Annotated in this window: 16 protein-coding genes; 8 read left to right on the top strand and 8 right to left on the bottom strand. The window is 68.2% G+C overall.

Features of this window, described 5'->3' with window-relative positions; all coding sequences use genetic code 11:
• Nucleotides 1-8 precede the first annotated feature (8 nt).
• From NRB20_RS20745 to NRB20_RS20765, 5 genes are all read right to left on the bottom strand, one after another.
• On the bottom strand, nt 9-533 hold the full coding sequence (locus NRB20_RS20745; RefSeq protein WP_153411839.1) for a hypothetical protein: 525 nt from the start codon (nt 531-533) through the stop codon (nt 9-11).
• A 9-nt stretch (nt 534-542) separates the two neighbouring features.
• Nucleotides 543-1,145 (bottom strand): NUDIX hydrolase, encoded by a 603-nt coding sequence (locus NRB20_RS20750; RefSeq protein ID WP_153411840.1) that lies wholly within the window; start codon nt 1,143-1,145, stop codon nt 543-545.
• A gap of 206 nt (nt 1,146-1,351) precedes the next feature.
• A complete protein-coding gene (gene argH, locus NRB20_RS20755; RefSeq protein WP_153411841.1) occupies nt 1,352-2,773 on the bottom strand; it encodes an argininosuccinate lyase in 1,422 nt (473 codons plus the stop codon).
• A 49-nt stretch (nt 2,774-2,822) separates the two neighbouring features.
• Nucleotides 2,823-3,713: a class I SAM-dependent methyltransferase gene (locus NRB20_RS20760; protein ID WP_153411842.1), complete on the bottom strand. Its 891-nt coding sequence runs from the start codon at nt 3,711-3,713 to the stop codon at nt 2,823-2,825.
• Between the two features lie 243 nt (nt 3,714-3,956).
• The gene (locus NRB20_RS20765; protein ID WP_153411843.1) at nt 3,957-5,159 is read right to left on the bottom strand and encodes an argininosuccinate synthase; all 1,203 of its coding nucleotides are present in this window, start codon (nt 5,157-5,159) and stop codon (nt 3,957-3,959) included.
• A 270-nt stretch (nt 5,160-5,429) separates the two neighbouring features.
• Here NRB20_RS20765 and NRB20_RS20770 point away from each other — a divergent pair, with 270 nt between their 5' ends.
• Entirely contained in the window at nt 5,430-5,567 is a 138-nt protein-coding gene (locus NRB20_RS20770) for a hypothetical protein (protein WP_153411844.1), read from the top strand.
• Nucleotides 5,568-5,592: 25 nt separating this feature from the next.
• Here the strand turns inward: NRB20_RS20770 and NRB20_RS20775 are convergent, their stop codons facing one another.
• Complete coding sequence (locus tag NRB20_RS20775; RefSeq protein WP_153411845.1) at nt 5,593-6,366, bottom strand: SDR family NAD(P)-dependent oxidoreductase; 774 nt, start codon at nt 6,364-6,366, stop codon at nt 5,593-5,595.
• Between the two features lie 173 nt (nt 6,367-6,539).
• On the opposite strand from NRB20_RS20775, the gene NRB20_RS20780 reads away from it, so the two are divergent.
• The 5 genes from NRB20_RS20780 to NRB20_RS20800 all read left to right on the top strand — a co-directional run bounded on the left by NRB20_RS20780 (nt 6,540) and on the right by NRB20_RS20800 (nt 12,550).
• On the top strand, nt 6,540-7,901 hold the full coding sequence (locus tag NRB20_RS20780) for an enolase C-terminal domain-like protein (protein ID WP_454786545.1): 1,362 nt from the start codon (nt 6,540-6,542) through the stop codon (nt 7,899-7,901).
• Complete coding sequence (locus NRB20_RS20785; protein WP_153411846.1) at nt 7,898-8,989, top strand: sugar ABC transporter substrate-binding protein; 1,092 nt, start codon at nt 7,898-7,900, stop codon at nt 8,987-8,989. The genes NRB20_RS20780 and NRB20_RS20785 overlap by 4 nt, the downstream gene beginning before the upstream one ends.
• Nucleotides 8,990-9,002: 13 nt before the next feature.
• A complete protein-coding gene (locus NRB20_RS20790; RefSeq protein WP_153411847.1) occupies nt 9,003-10,529 on the top strand; it encodes a sugar ABC transporter ATP-binding protein in 1,527 nt (508 codons plus the stop codon).
• On the top strand, nt 10,526-11,545 hold the full coding sequence (locus NRB20_RS20795) for an ABC transporter permease (RefSeq protein ID WP_153411848.1): 1,020 nt from the start codon (nt 10,526-10,528) through the stop codon (nt 11,543-11,545). Before NRB20_RS20790 ends, NRB20_RS20795 begins: the two co-directional genes overlap by 4 nt.
• A 75-nt stretch (nt 11,546-11,620) precedes the next feature.
• Nucleotides 11,621-12,550 carry an aldo/keto reductase gene (locus NRB20_RS20800; RefSeq protein ID WP_319945193.1) on the top strand — a complete coding sequence of 310 codons (930 nt, stop codon included), beginning with the start codon at nt 11,621-11,623 and terminating at the stop codon, nt 12,548-12,550.
• A gap of 5 nt (nt 12,551-12,555) precedes the next feature.
• Here NRB20_RS20800 and NRB20_RS20805 read toward each other — a convergent pair whose 3' ends face one another.
• The gene (locus tag NRB20_RS20805; protein WP_153411849.1) at nt 12,556-13,224 is read right to left on the bottom strand and encodes a FadR/GntR family transcriptional regulator; all 669 of its coding nucleotides are present in this window, start codon (nt 13,222-13,224) and stop codon (nt 12,556-12,558) included.
• Nucleotides 13,225-13,265: 41 nt separating this feature from the next.
• On the opposite strand from NRB20_RS20805, the gene NRB20_RS20810 reads away from it, so the two are divergent.
• Both NRB20_RS20810 and NRB20_RS20815 read left to right on the top strand, forming a co-directional pair.
• Nucleotides 13,266-14,153: an amidohydrolase family protein gene (locus NRB20_RS20810; RefSeq protein WP_153411850.1), complete on the top strand. Its 888-nt coding sequence runs from the start codon at nt 13,266-13,268 to the stop codon at nt 14,151-14,153.
• Complete coding sequence (locus NRB20_RS20815) at nt 14,150-15,001, top strand: fumarylacetoacetate hydrolase family protein (RefSeq protein ID WP_194289963.1); 852 nt, start codon at nt 14,150-14,152, stop codon at nt 14,999-15,001. The genes NRB20_RS20810 and NRB20_RS20815 overlap by 4 nt, the downstream gene beginning before the upstream one ends.
• Here NRB20_RS20815 and NRB20_RS20820 read toward each other — a convergent pair.
• The gene (locus NRB20_RS20820) at nt 14,993-15,187 is read right to left on the bottom strand and encodes a hypothetical protein (protein ID WP_194289964.1); all 195 of its coding nucleotides are present in this window, start codon (nt 15,185-15,187) and stop codon (nt 14,993-14,995) included. The genes NRB20_RS20815 and NRB20_RS20820 overlap by 9 nt on opposite strands.
• Nucleotides 15,188-15,255: the final 68 nt, after the last annotated feature.

Genomic DNA, 15,255 nt, shown 5'->3' on the forward strand with positions numbered 1-15,255 from the left:
CGGGGGGCTCAGCTGCCGGGGTCGGACCCGAGCGGACGCACCACGGGGCCGGTGGGTCGCGCGGCGGTGCGGCGGCTGGCCGATGACGCGCGCATGGGCGACGAATACTGTTGCGGGCCGGTCTGATCGGAGATGCTGGCCGAGGCGCGGGGGGCCGCGGTCGGGCGGGTGCGGTCGCGATCGCGGGTGTGGTCGACCTCGATGGTGCGCTCCAGGGTGACCACGAGGTTGCGTTCGGCGCGGTCCTGCGGCCAGTCGTGATCCTTGCTGTGGATCACCTGGCGCTGCACGTTGCCCTCGGTGATCCAGTCCTCGATGATGAGGCGGATGTTCGTGCGCCACTGACCGTCGATCCAATGCTGGAGCAACAGCTCCCAGTTGTCCTCGTCGATCGAGCAGGACGCGCCCGGCGTGCCCGGCAGCACCGCGGCGAAGGTGTGGGTCTGGTGCCCGACCCGGACCGCGACCCGCTGCGGCCACAGGGCCTCGACCGAGGTGACGGTGATCCGGCAGGGACCTTGGTAGTCAGGCATGGAAAACCCTCACTCGCGGGTGAATTCGGGCTGTTGCAGATCGCGCACGCGGGTCGGCCGGCCCAGCAGCGCCACCTCGCGGAACTGGTAGAGGATCGCCCCGGTGGGCGCGTGGATCCGCATCCGCTCGCGCAGCGGCATGTTCAGCAGCCGCGCGCCGGACGGGGTGATCGTCCAGCCCGGCAGATCGTCGCCGACCAGGCGTTCCAGGGTGACCCGATGCACCGAATCGACCTCGTCCGGATTGGGTTCGAGTCGCACGGGGGCCGAGGTCAGGGCGATGAACGGCGTCATGACGAAGCCGGAGTCGGTGACGAAATCGTCCAGCACACCCAGTACATCGGATTCCTCGAGAGCCAGGCCGATCTCCTCCCCGACCTCCCGCAACCCGGCCGCCACCGCGCGCTCACCGGGTTCGATCTTGCCGCCGGGAAATGCCCACTGACCACTGTTCATCCCGCGATAGGCCCGCCGGATCAGCAGCACGTGCGGCTCGTCGGGATCGTCCACGACGCAGATCACCACCGCGGCCGCCCGGCCACCGGTGGCGGCGATCCGGGTGAATCCGGCCAGATTGCCGCGAATACGTTCGGCGGCAGCAGAATTCGTCATGCGCCGACGCCCCGGCCGGTACCCAGCTCGACAACCACTCCCGGCTCCCTTCGTCACAGCCACAGTACGTCGGGCGGCACCGGCCCGCGCCGCGAGCCTCGCTCACCGAACCTCTGCCGAGGACGACCCAGCCCGCTGGAGGGTGCGGATCCGACCAGTGGAATCGCGACTCGCGGCACTCGCCGACGGTGGTACGGCGCGCGAACTCAGCCCAGCCAGGTACGCGCCTCGGTGGCGGACCGGCGAACCTCGTCGAGTTGCTCGGCGACCTGCACGCCCGCGGTACCGCCGCGCGCATTGCGGGAGGCGATCGAACCCGCGACCGTCAGCACCTCGCGCACCCGCGGCGTCAATGCCGGGTCCACGGCGGCGAATTCGGCGTCGGTGAGCTCGTCCAGCCCCACACCGCGCGATTCGGCCGCCCGCACGCAGGCCCCGGCCGCCTCGTGCGCGACCCGGAACGGAACCCCCTGGCGGACAAGCCATTCGGCGATATCGGTGGCGAGTGTGTAACCGGCGGGAGCCAATTCGGCCATCCGCTCGGTGTGGAAGGTCAACGTGGACACCAGACCGGCGATCGCGGGCAGCAGCAACTCCAGCTGAGCCACCGAATCGAACAGCGGTTCCTTGTCCTCCTGCAGATCCCGGTTGTACGCCAGCGGTTGGGCTTTGAGCGTGGCGAGCAGACCGGTGAGGTTGCCGATCAACCGACCCGCCTTACCCCGGGTCAGCTCGGAGACGTCCGGATTCTTCTTCTGCGGCATGATCGACGAACCGGTGGACCAGGCGTCGGCCAACGTGATGTAGCCGAATTCCGGTGTGCTCCACAGGATGATCTCCTCGGCCATCCGCGACAGATCCACCGCGGTCATGGCCAGCACGAAGGCGGCCTCGGCGGCGAAGTCGCGGGAGGAGGTGGCATCGATCGAATTGGCCGCGGCCGCATCGAAATCCAGGTCGGCGGCGATCGCCTCGGGATCCAGTCCCAGCGAGGAACCGGCCAGCGCGCCGGACCCGTATGGGGAGATCGCGGCGCGCTTGTCGAAATCGCGCAGCCGATCGATGTCGCGCAGCAGCGGATGCGCGTGCGCGAGCAGATGATGGGCCAGCAGCACCGGCTGCGCGGCCTGCAGATGGGTCTTGCCGGGCATGACCGCCTCGGGATGCGCGGCGGCCTGCGCGACCAGCGCGTCGACCACCTCCAGCACCCCGGCCGCGACGCGACGCACCCCGTCGCGCAACCACATCCGGAACAGCGTGGCCACCTGATCGTTGCGGGAACGTCCCGCGCGCAGGCGACCGCCGAGTTCGGCGCCGACCCGTTCGATGAGTCCGCGTTCGAGCGCGCCGTGCACGTCCTCGTCGGCCTCGGCGGGGGCGAAGGCACCCGAATCCACGTCCGCGGCAAGGCGATCCAGCCCGGCCAGCATGGCGGTCAGATCCTCGGCCGAGAGGAGACCGGCCTTGTGCAGTACGCGCGCATGGGCTTTCGACGCGCGCACATCGTAAGGTGCCAGCACCCAGTCGAATTGGGTCGACTTGCTCAGCGCCGCCATCGCCGCGGCGGGGCCGGACGCGAACCGCCCACCCCACAGCGCCCCTTCGTTGGTGCTGCCGCCATCGGTCATCGGTCGTGCTCTCCTCACCCGCGCATCGCGGTCGTCGGTGCCGTCGCGCTCAGGGGCGTACGGCGGTCATCAGCAGGTGGTTGCGCAATCCCTCGCGCACCGGGTCCGGCACCTCGCGCCCGTGTTCGGTCAGCACCGTGACCGGGTCGGATGCGGTGACCTTCCAGCCGTGCTCGGCGAACCAGTCGCGGGGGTCGGTGCGGTCGTCCGCGGAGTACCAGAGGTTCTCCACATCGATCCGAATCCCGGCCTGCGCCATCAGCTTCTCCCGCTCGGCGCGGATCTCGGGGCTCAGGGTGCGCTGGCCCTGCCCCATGTTCAGGGCGATGGTGCTGCCCGGGACGCTGAGTGCGGCGATATTGTCGAACAGCCGGTCCTGCGCCGCACCCGGCAGATAGCGCAGCAGTCCCTCGGCCAGCCATGCGGTGGGCAGTGCCGGGTCGAAGCCGTTGCCACGCAACGCCTTCGGCCAGTCCTGCCGCAGATCGATCGCCACCTCGCGACGATCGACGGTGAGCGGCTCCCCCGCGAGCGCGGATGCCTTGAACTCCAGCACCTTCGGCTGATCCAGTTCGAAAAGCACTGTGCCCGAAGCCCATTCGAGCCGATAGGCGCGCGCGTCCAGCCCGGCCGCCAGAATGACGACCTGCCGGATCCCGGCCGCGCCCACCGCGCCGAAGTATTCGTCGATGTACACCGTGCGGGCGGTCATCATGGCGTTCAGCGGACCGTACAACCGGCTGCGCTCGGGATCGGTCCCCACCTGACCACGCAGGATCTTGTCCCAGCCGGACCCGACCGCCTCGACCAGCTTGGCGGCGTAGGGGTCCTGGAACAACGCGTCCGCACGCGCGGTCTCCCGGGCGCGCATCGCCGCGACGCCCACGGCCGTCGCGCCCACGCTCTCGGTGATATCCCAGCTGTCGTCGTCGGTACGCATCGGATCCTCCTGTCGGCCAACCCCTTTCGCGCGAACGCCGCTCGATCACGACGTCGACGGCACACATCCGCGCGGCCGGTCCTCGTCGCGATATCCGAAACACCGCTTCGCACGACAGCCGAGCGAGATCACCCGGCCGTTCGCACGCTACTCCTGCTTCCCACGCCCGCGACCGACGGCCGAGTCGCGCGGCATCCACTGCGTGACCACAGCGGATCCGCGCCCTCGGAACCGAATCCGGCCTTACTTCTTGGTCAGATCCCGGCGCGCGGCGACCTTGGAGGACAGGCCGTGGATCTGCACGAACCCCTTGGCCAGCGACTGGTCGAAGGAATCGCCCTCGTCGTAGGTGGCCAGGTTGAAGTCGTACAGCGACTCCTCGCTGCGGCGGCCGTTCACCACGACGCTGCCGCCGTGCAGCACCATCCGGATATCACCGGTGACGTGCTCCTGGGTGTCCTGCACGAACGCGTCCAGCGCCCGCTTCAGCGGCGAATACCACAGACCGTCGTAGGCCAGCTCGCCCCAGCGCTGCTCGACCTGCCGCTTGTACCGGCCCAGCTCGCGCTCGAGGGTGACGTTCTCCAGCGCCTGATGCGCGGTGATCAGCGCGATCGCGCCCGGCGCCTCGTAGATTTCACGACTCTTGATGCCGACCAGCCGGTCCTCGACCATGTCCAGCCGGCCCACACCCTGCCGTCCCGCGCGCTTGTTCAGCTCCACGATCGCCTCGAGCACGGTGACCTGACGGCCGTCGATGGCCACCGGCACACCCTTGTCGAAGCTGACGACCAGCTCGTCGGGGGCCTCGAAGTTGATGGTCGGATCGACGGTGTAGTCGTAGACGTCCTTGGTCGGGGCGTTCCACAGATCCTCGAGGAAGCCGGTCTCGACCGCGCGACCCCACACGTTCTGGTCGATGGAGAACGGCGACTTCTTGGTGACGTTGATCGGGAGGCTGTTCTCCTCCGCGAAGGCGATGGCCTTCTCACGGGTCCAGGCGTAGTCGCGGACCGGCGCGATGACGTTCAGATCGGGCGCGAGCGCGCCGATGCCGACCTCGAAGCGAACCTGGTCGTTGCCTTTACCGGTGCAGCCGTGCGCGACGGTACTGGCGCCGTGGAACTTCGCGGCCTCGACCAGGTGCTTCACGATCAGCGGGCGGCTGATCGCCGAGACCAGCGGGTATTCGCCCTGGTAGAGGGCGTTGGCCTGGATGGTCGGCAGGCAGTAGTCGTCGGCGAACTCGTCGCGCGCGTCGACCACGACCGCCTCGACGGCGCCGCAGTCCAGTGCGCGCTGGCGCACGACGTTCATATCCTCGCCGCCCTGCCCCAGATCGATCGCGACCGCGACGACCTCGGCCCCGGTCTCCTTGCCGATCCAGCTGATGGCAACGGAGGTGTCCAGCCCGCCGGAGTAGGCGAGTACGACGCGATCGGCCATGTCTGTAACTCCTCGAGTGTTCGTACGTATCCAAGTCTGTGCGCCCGCCCCGCACAAATGATTATGCATGATGATGCAATCCCATTCATAGCCGGGGGTGGGGCGAGATCCGACACAGTGCGCGACACTCCGGTCCGATGCGGACAATTGCCCTGAAATCGCCACGGGTTCAACGAGATTGCCGCATCGATGCCGCGCGTGTGCGAGCCTGGTACGACCAGCGGTCCGGCGGCGGAAGGTGGTTCGGTGATGTTTTCGGGGATCGGGAGCTTGTTCGAACTTATCGCCAGTGACGTGTTGTCGCTGGGGCAGTCGGTGGTTCAGATCATCGGTGATCTGCTGAATTCGGGGACGTTCGGCGGCGGTGGCGGCGGCACCGTCCCGCCCGGACAGTACCCGCTCGGCTGACCCCGGACGCGATCGTCGGGCCTGTTCAGCGGTCCGAGTCGGTGGGCGGGCGCAGGCGCAGCGAGTGCATGCCGCCGTCGACCTCGAGCATCGTGCCCGCGGTCGAGGCGGCAGCCGGGCTCGCCAGATAGAGCACCGCGGCGGCGACCTCCTCGGGCGTGACGAGGCGGCCGTGCGGTTGACGCGCGGCCAGCGCGGCGAGTTCGGCGGCCGGGTCGACGCTGGCCGCGAGCAGGCGCTGCACCCACGGGGTGTCGGCGGTGCCGGGGTTCACGCAGTTCACGCGGATGCCCTCGGGTAGGTGATCGGCGGCCATCGCCCGGGTGAGGGCGAGAATCGCGCCTTTGCTCGCGCTGTAGGCGGCGCGGTCGGGTAGACCGGTGGTCGCGGCGATCGAGCAGGTGTGCACGATCGCAGCGGCGGGCGATTCGCGCAGGTACGGTAGCGCTGCGCGTGAAACACGTACGGCACCAAGCACATTCACGTCGAGGACGCGTAACCACTCGTCGTCGGTGTTGTCCGCCACGGTGCCCTGCGCGCCGATCCCGGCGTTGTTCACCACGATGTCCAGGCGGCCGAAGGTCTCGACCGTGGTCGCGATCGACGCACGCACAGCGACGTCGTCGCGGACGTCGCAGGTCAGCGTCAGGCAGTCCGGTCCCGATGCCGCGCCGGGGTCCAGATCCAGCACCGCCACCCGGGCACCGGCCGCGAGGAACGCCGCCGCGACAGCCTTCCCGATACCCGATCCACCCCCGGTCACCAGCGCTGCCAGCCCGTCGAACTGCCCGTTCGCCATAATCAGCCCTACCGCCCACTGATCCGATGTTTAACGCCGGTGACGATAACACCGCCCGACCGAACTCGTACAGATTCACCGGATACCGGCCGTATTTCGGATTTCTTTCATCACCCCTTGCCTCAGAAGACATCGGATGTATAGTCGTGATCCAGATCACTGTAGGAAGGCAGGTGCACTTGCTGTCACACCTCACGACACTGGACACGCTCGACATCCGATTCCCGACATCGGCACAGCTGGACGGCTCCGATGCCATGAATCCGGATCCCGACTACTCCACGGCCTACGTCATCCTGCGGACCGACGATCCGGACGGCCACGAGGGCCACGGCTTCGCCTTCACCATCGGTCGCGGCAACGAGGTCCAGCGGGCCGCCATCGAGGCACTCCGTCATCTGGTGGTCGGCCGGACGCTGGACGGCATCCTCGGCGACCTGGGCGGATTCGCCCGCAGTCTCACCGATGACTCCCAATTGCGTTGGCTCGGACCGGAAAAGGGCGTCATGCACATGGCGGTCGGCGCGGTCGTCAACGCCGTCTGGGACCTGGCCGCCAAGCGAGCAGGAAAACCGTTGTGGCAGTTCGTCTCCGAGATGTCTCCGGAGCAGATCGTCGCGCTTATCGACTTCCGCTATCTCACCGACGCGCTGACTCCGGACCGGGCGCTCGAGATCCTGCGCCGGGCCGAACCGGGCAGAGCCGAACGCACCGAACACCTACGCGCCGTGGGGTATCCGGCCTATACCACCTCCCCCGGCTGGCTCGGCTATTCCGATGCCAAGCTCGCGCGACTCGCGCGTCAGGCCGTCGCCGACGGATTCGAGACCATCAAGATCAAGGTCGGCCGCGACGTCGAGGAGGACGTCCGGCGGCTGCGGATCGCCCGCGACGCGATCGGTCCAGATATCGGCCTGGCTGTCGATGCCAATCAGCGCTGGGATGTTTCCGAAGCGGCACAATGGATTTCCCGTCTCGCACCCGCCGGATTGTCCTGGGTCGAGGAGCCGACCAGCCCCGATGACATCCTGGGGCACGCCGCGATCCGCGAAGCGTGTCCGGGCGTGCGGATCTCGACCGGTGAACACGGGCAGAACCGGATCCTGTTCAAGCAGCTGCTGCAGGCCGGAGCGGTCGATGTCGTACAGATCGACGCGGCCCGGGTCGGCGGGGTCAACGAGAATCTGGCAATCCTGTTGCTGGCGGCCGAATTCGGCGTTCCGGTGATCCCGCACGCGGGCGGGGTCGGACTGTGCGAGTTGGTGCGACATCTGGCGATGCTCGACTACGTCGCGATCTCGGGCACGATGGCCGGCCGCTCGATCGAATACGTGGACCATCTGCACGAGCACTTCCGCGATCCGGCGCGGGTGGTCGGCGGGCGCTATATCGCCCCGCGCGCACCGGGATTCAGCGCCGAGATGCTGCCCGCCACCCTGCGCGACCACCGCTATCCCGACGGCAGCAGCTGGCGGGCGACCGCCACTTCCCCACCGGCAGCACAGGTTTCGGCAAAGGAGCACGAGAACTCATGAACACCAGGATCATCGGCGCGGCCCTGGCCGCCGTGCTGCTCGTGGCGGCGGCCGCGGGCTGTTCCCGAGAGTCCACCGGCGAGGGTGGCGGCACGGCGGTGAACGTCGGCACCGGCGCCCCCGACGGCGTTCTCGTCGGCGCCGATCAGCCGCGCTCGGATACCGATTTCTGGAGCGCCTACGCCGGTTACCTGGGCCCGAAGGCCGCCGCGGCCGGGGTGAAACTGGAGAACACCTCCTCGGACAACGATTCCAACCGCCTGAAGTCCAATGTGGACACCCTGCTGTCGAAGAACGTGAAGGCGCTGATCCTCGCACCCCAGGACACCGCCGCGGTGAAACCGGCGATCGAGGCCGCGGCCGCGAAACACGTCCCCGTGGTCACCGTCGACACCCGCCCGGACACCGGCGGGGCCTACATGGTGGTGCGCGCCGATAACCGCGCCTACGGCACCAAATCGTGCACCTACCTGGGCGAAACCCTGCACGGCAAGGGCAAGGTGGTGGAATTCCAGGGCGATCTGACCTCCATCAACGGCCGCGACCGGTCCGAGGCGTTCGCCGACTGCATGAGTTCGAAGTACCCGGGGATCAAGGTGATCGAGATCCCCACCGAGTGGAAGGGCGACAAGGCCGTCTCGGGCCTGCAGGACAAACTGCTCACCGACCCCGATATCAACGGCATCTACATGCAGGCGGGCGGCGTCTTCCTGCAACCGACCCTGGCGCTGCTGCAACGCGAGAACAAGCTGGTCGAGGCCGGTAAACCCGGACACATCACGATCGTGTCGAACGACGGCATCAAGTCCGAACTCGACGCCATCGACGCCGGAACGATCGATGCGACGGTGTCCCAGCCCGCGGATCTCTACGCGCAGTACGCGACCTACTACGCCAAAGCCGCGATCGACGGCAAGAAATTCGCGCCGGGCCCCACCGACCACAACTCGACCATCATCGACACCGGTGTCGGCGGCATGCTCGAGGATCAGCTGCCCGCCCCGGTCGTCACCCACACCGGCGGCAAGGTCGGCGATATGGACACCGTGGCCACCACCGACCCGGGCCTGTGGGGCCGCGGGCACTGACGGGCGGATGACGATGACGGAAACCGCTGCACCCGAACCGGATTCGTCCGCGGAACCGCCGATCGCGGAGGCGATCGGCGTGACCAAGCGGTTCGGCCGCACCCTCGCGCTGGACCGGGTCGGGCTGCGGGTGCACGCCGGGCGGACGCACGCGCTGGTCGGCCGCAACGGCGCCGGGAAATCGACGCTGGTGTCGATCCTGACCGGTCTCGCACCTCCTGATGAGGGGGAGGTGCGATTCCGGGGCCAGCGGGCGCCGGCGATCGCCGACCGGGACGCCTGGCGGTCCCGGGTGGCGTGCGTGTACCAGCACTCCACGATCATCCCGGAGCTGTCGGTGGCGGAGAACCTTTTCATCGGCCGTCAGGGGCTGGGTGGGCGAATCATCAACTGGCGCACCATGAGAGCGCGGGCGCGCGAGTTGCTCGACACCTGGTCGGTCCCCGTCGACGTGCGGACACCGGCCCGGGAGTTGTCGGTGGAGCATCGGCAGCTGGTGGAGATCGCGCGTTCGCTCTCGTACGGCGCGCGGTTCATCATCCTGGACGAGCCGACCGCGCAGTTGGACGGCACCGCGATCAAACGGCTGTTCGGCCGCATCCGCGATCTCCAGACCCAGGGGGTGACCTTCCTGTTCATCTCCCACCATTTGGACGAGACCTACGAAATCTGTTCCGATGTCACGGTTTTCCGCGACGCGCGGCATGTGCTCACCGCCCCGGTCGCCGATCTCGGCAAGACCGAGCTGATCGCCGCGATGACCGGTGAATCCACCGAGTTGGCGCGGGCGGTACCGCGAGAACGTCCCGACCCCACGGCCGCACCGGCGCTGCGACTGGAAAAGCTCACCCGCACCGGTGAATTCGCCGATGTCGAATTCGAGGTGCGGCCCGGGGAGATGGTCGGGTTGGCCGGTGGCGGCAGCAGCGGGCGGGTCGAGGTGGCCGAGACGATCGTCGGATCGCGGCGTGCGACAGCCGGATCGGTGCTCGTCTCCGGAGTTCGATTGCGGAGCAGCGGAACTCACGCGGCCCTGGCGGCCGGGATCGGATTCGTGCCACGCGATCGGCACGACGAGGGTCTCGTTCCGGCGATGAGCGTGGCCGACAACGCCACCCTCACCGTGCCGCAGCGGCTGGGCCGGTTCGGGCTGCTGTCCCGCCGCACCCGGGACACCCTGGTACGCAACGCGATCGAGGGTCTCGACATCAAAGCCGACAGCCCCGGGCAGGGTGTGTCGGAACTGTCCGGCGGCAACCAGCAGAAGGTCGTCTTCGCCCGCGCGCTGGCCACCGATCCGGCGGTGCTGGTACTCATCACTCCCACCGCCGGTGTCGACGTGCGGTCCAAACAGACCCTGCTCGCGGTGGTCCGGGACACCGCCGATCGCGGCACCGCGGTCCTGGTGGTCTCCGACGAACTGGACGATCTGCGTGACTGCGACCGCGTGCTGGTGATGGTGCAGGGCCAGCTACGCACCGAATACGAGAAAGGCTGGGACGACCGGGAATTGGTCGCCGCCATGGAAGGAATGGCATGACCCGGACCGCGACCGAATCCGATGCCCTCGCCACCCGGCCCCGTCCACGCGGCCCGGTGCGCTGGGCCGCACTCCGGGATTTCCTGCTGGTGCCGCCGATCGTGCTGGTGCTGATCGTCGGCTACGTCATCAATACGAGTTTCGTCTCGACCGCCAACCTGACGAACGTGCTGACCACCATGAGCGGTATCGCCCTGCTGGTCCTGGCCGAGGTGCTGGTCCTGGTGGTCGGGTACATGGACCTGTCGCTGGAGTCGACCTTCGGGCTCGCGCCCGGCGTCGCCATCTGGGGCACCATGGGCACCGCGAAGGTCGGCGCGTTCACCTGGGCCGCGCCGTGGATGACGATTCCGATCGCCCTGCTGGTCGGGCTCGCGGTCGGCGTGGTGAACGGGCTGCTGATCGTGCGGTTCGGCCTCAACGGATTCATCGTGACACTGGCCATGCTGATCGCGCTGCGCGGCCTGCTGACCTTCCTCACCGGCGGCTTCACCCTGACGAAGATCCCCGATTCGGTACTGTGGCTGGGCAATTCGCGGCTCGGCGGCGTCCCGGTGAACGTGCTGATCTGCCTGGCGCTGTTCGTGATCGGCTACCTGGTGCTCAACTACACCACCGCCGGACCCGCGCTCTACGCCGTGGGCGGTAACCAGGCCGCCGCGCGGGCCGCGGGCATCCGCACCGGCTCGGTGGTGATGGTGGTGCTGATCCTGGCCGGGGCCCTGGCCGCGATCGGCGGACTCATCTACTCCGGGCAGTTCGCGAGCGTCCAGGTGGCCCAGGGCGACGGCATGATCTTCAACGTGTTCGCCGCGTGTGTGATCGGCGGCGTCTCGCTCAACGGCGGGCGCGGTTCGGTGCTGGGCGCGTTCTTCGGCATCACGATCCTGACCCTGATCCAGAAACTGCTGTCCTACGGCGGGGTCAGCGCCGATTCGCTGAAGTTCATCAACGGCGCGCTGATCCTGGTCGCGCTCGTCATCACCCGCATCGCCAGCGGCCGACGACAGGAGTGAGAGACGAAGCAGGAAGCCAACTTTCGAATCGCGGGTCGCGAGGACGGTGCGGTCGGCCGGGCCGTTACGAAGCCGGTGCGACCAACGAGCTCCCGCGTCGTCCTGGGTGGCGCCGGATACGCCGGACTGTATCGGGCGGTGGACGAGCGGACCGCCGCGACGGCGCTGCAATCGGCCTGGGACAACGGGATTCGCGCGTTCGACACCGCACCGCATTACGGCGGCGGGCTGAGCGAGGAGCGTCTGGGCCGGTTCCTGGGTTCGGCGCGCCGGGCCGAGTTCACCGTGTCGACCAAGGTGGGGCGACTGCTCTACGACGATCCGGCCGCACCCGATGGCGCGGAGATGTTCTACGGCGCGCCCAAACGCTCACGGCGACGGGACTATTCGGCCGCCGGGGTGCGACGCTCGGTCGAGGAATCGCTGCTGCGGCTGGGCTTGGATCGCGTGGATCAGCTACTCGTCCACGACCCCGACGACCATATGGATCAGGCCCTGTCCGAGGCGCTACCCGAACTCGAACGGCTGCGGGCGCGGGGCGTGGCGACCGGAATCGGTGTGGGGGTCAACCATGTCGACGTCGCGTTGCGGTTCGTCCGCGAGGCCCCGATCGATCACGTACTCATCGCCGGACGGTATTCACTGCTGGATCGCCGCGCCGAGACCGAACTGCTGCCCGAATGCGCCCGCCGCGGCATCCGGGTGCTGGTCGCCGGGGTGCTCAACAGCGGGGTCCTCGCGGATCCGTTGCGGCAGGGCACTTTCGACTACGTCGCCGCCGATCCCGCGATCATCGAGCACGCCCGCGCGATGCACACCGCCTGTGCCGCATACGATGTGCCGCTGCGCGCGGCGGCCGTGCAGTTCCCGCTGCGGCATCCCGCCGTCGGCGCGATCGTGCTCGGTTCCGGCACGAGGGAGGAAATCGAGGACAGTCTCGATATGCTCGATATCCCTGTGCCGCAGGAACTCTGGGCCGAACTCGACGGCGGCGCGCTGTGGTGAACGCCTCAGCCCGCGGCCCGCTCCAGCCACTCCATCACCCCGGCCACATGTGCCAGCGCACGCGCGTGGGCGAGTTGCGGATCGCGCGCGTCGATGGCATCGCAGATACCGCGATGTTCGGCGATGGTGCGTTCGAACGCGCCCTCCTCGGTGACGCCGCGCCAGATGCGCGCGCGGGTCGTGGGCATGGACAGCGAATCCAGCAGGGAGGCAAGCACTCTGTTCCCCGAGGCGTTCGCGATCGCGGCATGGAAGTTCAGGTCCAGGGCGACCAGATCGGTCACCGAAACCCCCTCGGGCCGCACCAGTGTGCGCAGGTGGACGATCTCGTCCTCGCTCATCCGCTGCGCGGCCATCGCGGTGGCCTCCGGTTCCAGGATGCGACGCACGCCGAGGATGTCCAGCACCGAATCGTCCTGATGGAATTCCAGCAGGAAGCTCATCGCGTCCAGCAGCGAATTCGGTTCCAGGCTGGACACATACGTGCCGTCGCCCTGCCGCACGTCCAGGATCCGCACCAGCGACAGCGCCCGCACCGCCTCGCGCAGCGAATTGCGCGAGACCCCGAGTTCGGCGGCCAGGTCGGCTTCGCGGGGCAGCCGGGAGCCGGGCCGCAGATCGCCCGAGACGATCATCGCCTTGATCTTCGCTATCGCATCGTCCGTGACCGACAAACCTATTCCTTCACGTTCAAGGATGTGAATACATGCATCCGATGACTGTAGACTCCCACGTCCACATCTGGGATATCGGCGGCGGAAAGTTCCATGTGGAATACGATTGGCTGACAGATACATCCGATGTCTTGTATCGAACCTACACCCTGAACGACCTCGCACCGCAACTGGGCGAGCACCGGGTGGGCGCGCTGGTGCTGGTCCAGGCATCGGATTCGACGGCCGAGACCCGCGCGCTGCTCGACGCCGCCGCGCGGTGGCCGCGGCCGATCGCGGTGGTCGGATGGCTGCCCCTGCACGACCCGGCCCGCGCCGCATTCGAACTCGAGCGTCTCCGGCGACCGCGACTCGTCGGGGTGCGGCATCTGATCCACCGCGATCCGGATCCGGAATGGCTACTGCGACCGCAGGTTTCGGAGAGCCTGGCGATGCTCGCCGCGACCGGCCTGAGTTTCGACGCGGTCGCCGAGACTCCGGAACTGCTGGCCCAGGTGCCGTGGATCGCCGCCGAACATCCCACGCTCACGGTGGTGCTGGACCATCTGGGCAAACCGCCGATCGCGAGCGGCGGCTGGCAGCCGTGGGCGGATCTGCTCACCGCCGCCGCGGCCGCGCCGAACGTGGTGGCCAAGATCTCCGGTCTCGCAACGGTTTCCGCGCCCGGATTCGCCGCGGCGCACTGGCAGCGCTACGTCGATCACGCGCTCGAGGTGTTCGGCCCGGATCGGCTCATGGTGGGCGGCGACTGGCCGTTCACGCTCACCGCCGCGTCCTACGACGAGGTCTGGCGCACCACCCTGGGCACCCTGTCCGAACTCGATCCGGCCGATCGCGTCCGGATACTTTCGACCACGGCGGCGCGGGTGTATCGCCTGCCCGTCCCGCTCCCGGACGGACCCTCCCACGACGAAGGAGTCAACGCGTGAAATTCCAGCGGATCGGCGCACCCGGCGCGGAACGTCCGGTACTCCTCGACGGCGAACAGGCATACGACCTGTCCCCACTCACCCACGATATCGACGGCACATTCCTTGCCGCCGAAGGACTTTCGGCCGCCGCGACGGCACTCGCCCAGGGCCGGCTCACACCCCTGGACATCACCGGCGAACGGATCGGCGCACCGATCGCGCGACCGCAGGCGGTGTGGTGCATCGGCATGAACTACGCCGCGCACGCCGCCGAATCCGGCGCAGAACCGCCCAGCACACCGGTGCTGTTCTTCAAGGCGCCCAATACGGTGATCGGCCCCTACGACGACGTGCCGATCCCGCGCGGCTCGGAGCGGACCGACTGGGAGGTGGAACTCGCGGTGGTGATCGGCCGCCGCGCCCGCTACCTCGACTCCCCCGCGGATTCGATGGAATACGTTGCGGGATACACGATTTCCAACGACGTCTCCGAGCGGCGCTTCCAGCTCGAGGAGTCCGGCGGGCAGTGGTCCAAGGGCAAGTGCTGCGAGGGTTTCAATCCGCTCGGACCGGCGTTGATCCCGGCAACCGAGCTGGATCCCGGCAATCTGCGGCTACGTTCGTTCGTCAACGGCGAGCCGCGCCAGGACTCCTCGACCGCCGACCTGATCTTCGACGTGCCGTACCTGATCTGGCATCTGTCCCGGTACTCAGTGCTCGAGCCGGGCGATCTGATCAATACCGGCACGCCCGAGGGCGTCGCGCTGTCCGGTCGCTTCCCCTATCTACGGCCGGACGACGTGGTCGAACTCGAGATCGAGGGCATCGGCCGGACCCGCCAGCGGTTCCGCGCCGAATCAGCGTGACCTGGACCGATAGAACGTCAGCCCGATCGCCGCCACCCCGATCACGATGAGCACCACACCCAGATAGGTCCACTGCGAGTGCCCGGTCATCGGCGAGCCCGCCAGATTCCCGGTGCCCTGCCCGATCCACAACGCGCCGATCAGGCACAGCACCACACCACCCACGACAGTGATCACACGTCGCACGGTTCCTCCTACATCGGCCGTCCGTCACGTCCAGTCTGGTACAGATGCCGCCCGATCGACAGGGCCAT

It is taken from the genome of Nocardia macrotermitis, assembly GCF_009604405.1.
GTDB classification, from domain to species: Bacteria; Actinomycetota; Actinomycetes; order Mycobacteriales; family Mycobacteriaceae; genus Nocardia; species Nocardia macrotermitis.

Bases quoted from the DNA above. Each gene is read 5' to 3' on its own strand.
- NRB20_RS20745 (WP_153411839.1), bottom strand. From the start codon at position 533: ATGCCTGACTACCAAGGTCCCTGCCGGATCACCGTCACCTCGGTCGAG.
- NRB20_RS20760 (WP_153411842.1), bottom strand. From the start codon at position 3,713: ATGCGTACCGACGACGACAGCTGGGATATCACCGAGAGCGTGGGCGCG.
- NRB20_RS20795 (WP_153411848.1), top strand. From the start codon at position 10,526: ATGACCCGGACCGCGACCGAATCCGATGCCCTCGCCACCCGGCCCCGT.
- NRB20_RS20790 (WP_153411847.1), top strand. From the start codon at position 9,003: ATGACGGAAACCGCTGCACCCGAACCGGATTCGTCCGCGGAACCGCCG.
- NRB20_RS20810 (WP_153411850.1), top strand. From the start codon at position 13,266: ATGACTGTAGACTCCCACGTCCACATCTGGGATATCGGCGGCGGAAAG.
- NRB20_RS20765 (WP_153411843.1), bottom strand. From the start codon at position 5,159: ATGGCCGATCGCGTCGTACTCGCCTACTCCGGCGGGCTGGACACCTCC.
- argH (WP_153411841.1), bottom strand. From the start codon at position 2,773: ATGACCGATGGCGGCAGCACCAACGAAGGGGCGCTGTGGGGTGGGCGG.
- NRB20_RS20785 (WP_153411846.1), top strand. From the start codon at position 7,898: ATGAACACCAGGATCATCGGCGCGGCCCTGGCCGCCGTGCTGCTCGTG.
- NRB20_RS20750 (WP_153411840.1), bottom strand. From the start codon at position 1,145: ATGACGAATTCTGCTGCCGCCGAACGTATTCGCGGCAATCTGGCCGGA.
- NRB20_RS20775 (WP_153411845.1), bottom strand. From the start codon at position 6,366: ATGGCGAACGGGCAGTTCGACGGGCTGGCAGCGCTGGTGACCGGGGGT.